The organism is Amycolatopsis sp. SID8362 (assembly GCF_010550475.1).
In the GTDB taxonomy this organism is placed as follows: domain Bacteria; phylum Actinomycetota; class Actinomycetes; order Mycobacteriales; family Pseudonocardiaceae; genus Amycolatopsis; species Amycolatopsis eburnea.
In genome coordinates this window covers 1-4717 of sequence record NZ_JAAGNB010000956.1, presented here as the reverse complement: position 1 = coordinate 4717, position 4717 = coordinate 1, and the positions used below count along the sequence as shown (strand labels likewise).

Annotated in this window: 1 protein-coding gene; it reads right to left on the bottom strand. The window is 72.8% G+C overall.

What is annotated here, in order from left to right; genetic code table 11:
* The coding region (locus tag G3I65_RS29465) for a type I polyketide synthase (RefSeq protein WP_160698989.1) at positions 1–4517 on the bottom strand (4517 nt) is incomplete at its 3' end.
* Positions 4518–4717: the final 200 nt, after the last annotated feature.

Below are 4717 nucleotides of genomic sequence, written 5' to 3'. Positions count from 1 at the left end.
AGCCCGAGCTCGCTGGTCAGCGGCGTCATGCCCGCCCCGGCCATGCGGTGCAGGTCGCCCTCGGCGAGGTGCCCGGTCATCGAGCTGGCCTCGGCCCAGAGTCCCCAGGCCAGCGCCACCGCGGGCAGGCCGTGGGCGCGGCGGTGCTGGGCGAGCGCGTCGAGGTAGGCGTTCGCGGCGGCGTAGTTGGCCTGGCCCGCGCCGCCCATGGTGGCGGCGAAGGACGAGAACAGCACGAAGGCCGACAGCCCGGAGGTGAGTTCATGCAGGTTGAGGGCCGCGTCGGCCTTGGGCCGCAGCACGGCGTCCAGACGCTCCGGCGTGAGGGATTCGACGACGCCGTCGTCGAGGACGCCGGCCGCGTGCACCACCGCCGAAACGGGGTGCTCGGCCAGAACCGCCGCCAGCTGCGCGCGATCCGCGACGTCGCAGGCGATCGCCGTCGCGGTGGCGCCGAGCCCGGAAAGCTCGGCGAGGAGTTCGGGCGCGGGAGCGCTGCGGGACAGCAGGAGCAGCCGCCGGACGCCGTGACCGGCGACCAGGTGCCGGGCGACCAACCCGCCGAGCAGGCCGGACGCGCCGGTGATCAGGACCGCGTCGTCGCCCCACGCGGGTGTGGTGTCCGGAGTGGACGCTCGGGTCAGCCGCGGGACGTGCCACTTCCCGTCGCGCAGCGCCAGCTGCGGTTCTCCGAGCGGCAGTTCCGCCGGAACCTCGTCGGCGTCGAGCAGCACGAACCGGCCGGGGTTCTCGGCCTGGGCGGAGCGCACCAAGCCGGTGACGGCCGCCGCGGCGAGGTTCGGCACGTCTTCGCCGCCGACCGAGACCGCGCCGGTGGTCGCGATGACCAGGAGTTCCTCGACCGCCAGCGATTCCTGGAGTCGCGTGAGGACCGCCGCGGTCGTCTCCCGCACTGTCCCTTCCGGAACCCGGAACACGATGAACTCGCTGGTCAGCTCGGTGCCGGTCAGCTCGGGCCAGGTGACTTCGAAGAGCGCGTCCGAAGTGGACTCGGTCTTGGCGGGCGTCCGCAGCGTCAGCGACCGGACCTCGCCGACCGGAGCGCCGGTCTCGTCGGCCAGGGTCAGTGCGACCGCGTCACCGGACACCGGCGTCAACGTCACCCGCAGCACGGTCGCGCCGGACGCGGTCAGCGAGACGCCGCTCCAGGCGAACGGCAGCTTCGGCCCGTCCGCGGTCGCCGCCAGTGCACCGAACCCGGCCGCGTGCAGGGCCGCGTCGAGCAGTGCCGGGTGCAGGCCGAACCGGGCCGCTTCGGCGCGCAAGGCCTCGGGCAGCTCGACTTCGGCGAAGACCTCGCTCCCCCGGGTCCAGACCGTGCGCAGGCCGCGGAACGCCGGGCCGTAGTCGACGCCGGTCGCCGCCATGGCCGGGTAGAAGCCGTCCAGCTCGACGCGCTCGGCCCCCGCCGGCGGCCACTCCGAGGCGTCACTTTCACGTGAAAGTGACGCCTCCGAAAGGAAGCCGGTGGCGTGGCGGGTCCACGGGGTGAACTCGTCCGGTCGCGAGTGGATGGTGAGGTCGCCGTCGGCGGCCACCGAAACCTGGACGTGCACCCCGCCCGCGGCCGGCAGCACCAGCGGCGTCTCGAGCGTGAGTTCGTCGAGGGTGCGGCGGCCGACCTGATCACCGGCGCGGATCGCGAGTTCGACGAACGCCGTGCCCGGCAACAGGACTTCGCCGCCGACTCGGTGGTCGGCCAGCCATGGGAGGTTGTGCAGTGACAGCTTTCCGGTCAGCACGGCGCCGCCGGAGTCCGCGAGCCCGACCACGGCGCCGAGCAGCGGGTGCTCCGCGGGGGTGAGCCCGAGGCCGCCCGCGTCGCCGATGGCGACCAGCCGCGGCCAGTACCGCTCGTGCTGGAAGGCGTAGGTCGGCAGTTCGGTGCGCCGCGCGCCGGGGAAAGCGTCGTCCCAGCGGACTTCGACGCCGTGCACCCAGGCCTCGGCCAGCGAGGTGTGGAACCGCGCGAGGCTGCCTTCCCCGCGGCGCAGGGTCCCGAACGCGGCGTCCCCGATCGCCATGGTCAGCACGGGGTGCGGCGAGGCCTCGACGAACGTCCGAAAACCCTGACCGGTCAACGCCGTCACGGCGGTGTCGAGCCGGACCGGACGGCGGAGGTTGGTGTACCAGTACTCGGCGTCCAGCTCGGTACCGTCGAGCCAATCGCCGGTGACCGTCGAGAAGAACCCGGTCGACGCCTTCACCGGCTGGACGGGCGCCAGGACCCCCAAGAGGCGGTCGCGGATCCGTTCCACCTGCGGCGAATGCGAGGCGTAGTCCACCGGGATCCGCTTCGCGCGGACGTCGTCGGCGGCGCAAGCGGCCATCAGTTCGTCGAGCGCGTCCGGCGTCCCGGAGACGACCACCGCGGCCGGGCCGTTGATCGCGGCGATCGACAGCCGCTCGCCCCACGGCGTGATCCGGGCCGCCACCGCGTCGGCGCTTTCGGCCAGCGAGACCATGCCACCCTGCCCGGCCAGCTCCAGGATCGCCTGGCTGCGCAACGCGACCACACGCGCACCGTCCTCAAGGGACAGTGCACCGGAGACGACAGCGGCGGCGATCTCGCCCTGCGAATGCCCGACGACCGCGGCCGGCTCGACGCCGTACGAGCGCCAGAGTTCCGCCAGCGACACCATCACGGCGAAGAGCGCGGGTTGCACGACGTCGACGCGCTCCAGCATCACGGAGTCGCGGATGACGTCGGTCAGCGACCAGTCCACAAAGGAGGACAGCGCCGTCGCGCACTCGTCCATGCGGGCGGCGAAGACCGGCGATTCGGCCAAGAGGTCCACGGCCATCCCGGCCCACTGGGAACCCTGGCCAGGAAACACCATCGCGACCTTCCCCGCGGTGGCCATCCCCTTGACGACGGCGGGCGAGGGGAGATCTTCGGCCAGCGCGGCGAGCCCGGCGGCCAGGCCGTCGCGGTCACCGACGACCGCCGTGCGATAGTCGAACGCGGATCGGGTCGTGGCCAGCGAAAGCCCGATGTCTCCGACCGGCCCGCTCACGCCGGCGAGCGCGGCGGCTTGGCCGCGGAGCGCCTCGGCCGACCGGGCCGACAGCACCCAGGGCACGACCTGCCCGGACTCGTCGGGGCCTGCGACGCGAACGTCCTCGACCGGGGCTTCCTCCAGGATCGTGTGCACGTTGGTGCCGCTCATGCCGAACGCCGAGATCGCGGCCCGTCGCGGCCGGTCCGACGGCCACTCGCGGCGCTCGGTGAGCACCTCCACCGCACCGGCGGACCAGTCCACCCGGGACGACAGCTCGTCGACGTGCAAGGTCCGCGGGAGCACGGCGTGCCGCAGGGCCATGACCATCTTGATGACCCCGGCGACCCCGGCGGCGGCTTGGGTGTGGCCGATGTTGGACTTCACGGAACCGAGCCACAGCGGCGTTTCGCGGTCCTGTCCGTAGGTCGCGAGCAGTGCCTGGGCTTCGATCGGGTCGCCGAGCGTCGTCCCGGTGCCGTGCGCCTCCACCGCATCGACGTCCGCTGTGGACAGTCCCGCGTCGGCGAGCGCGGCCCGGATGACTCGCTGCTGCGACGGTCCGTTGGGGGCGGTCAGGCCGTTCGACGCTCCATCGGAGTTGATCGCCGAGCCGCGGACGATCGCCAGCACCGGGTGACCGTTCCGGCGGGCGTCCGAAAGCCGTTCCACCACGACCATGCCGCTGCCCTCGCCCCACGAGGTGCCATCGGCGGCTTCGGCGAACGCCTTGCACCGCCCGTCGGCGGCCAGGCCGCGCAGCCGGCTGAACGCGATGAACGAGCCCGGGGTCGGCAGCACGGTCACGCCACCGGCCAGCGCGAGGTCGCACTCCCCCTGCCGCAGCGCTTGCACCGCCAGGTGCAGCGCGACCAGCGACGACGAGCACGCCGTGTCGACGGTGAGCGTCGGCCCCTCCAGCCCGAACGCGTACGCGACACGTCCGGAAAGGACACTCGCCGCGTTGCTCGTGGCGAGGTGCCCTTCGAGGGCTTCGGCGGCGCTGAGCATGAGGGTGCCGTAGTCCTGGCCGTTGGAGCCGACGAAGACACCGGTCCGGCTGCCCTTCAGCGACGGCGGCCGGATACCCGCGTGCTCGAAGGCCTCCCACGACGTCTCCAGGAGAAGCCGCTGCTGCGGGTCCATCGCCAGTGCCTCACGCGGCGAGATGCCGAAGAAGCCCGCGTCGAAATCCGCGACGCCGTCGAGGAAACCGCCCTCCCGCACGTACGACGTCCCGGGAGCCTCGGGGTCCGGGTCGTACAGCGAACCCAGTTCCCAGCCGCGGTCCTCGGGGAACCCGGAGATCGCGTCCCGTCCATCGTGGACCAGGTCCCACAGCTGCGCCGGGGTCCGGACGCCGCCGGGGAACCGGCAGCCGAGGCCGACGATCGCGATCGGCTCGGGGGTCTGCGCTTCCTGGAGCCGCCGGCGGGTGTCCTGAAGATCGGCCGTGACCCGCTTGAGGAAGTAGCGGAGCTTTTCCTCGTTGTCCATCGTCGTTCACTCCATGCAGTAGCGGGCGCCGGATCAGGAGATGCCGAACTCTTTGCCGAGGAGGTCGAACATCTCCTCGTCGCTGGCGGTGTCGAGGCTCGGGGCGGCGGTTTCGCCCGCCCAGCCCGCGGCGAGCAGCCGCAGCTGCTCCGCCACCCGGGCCCGGTCGGCGTCGCCCAGGCTCGCGCCGAGCCGGCCGA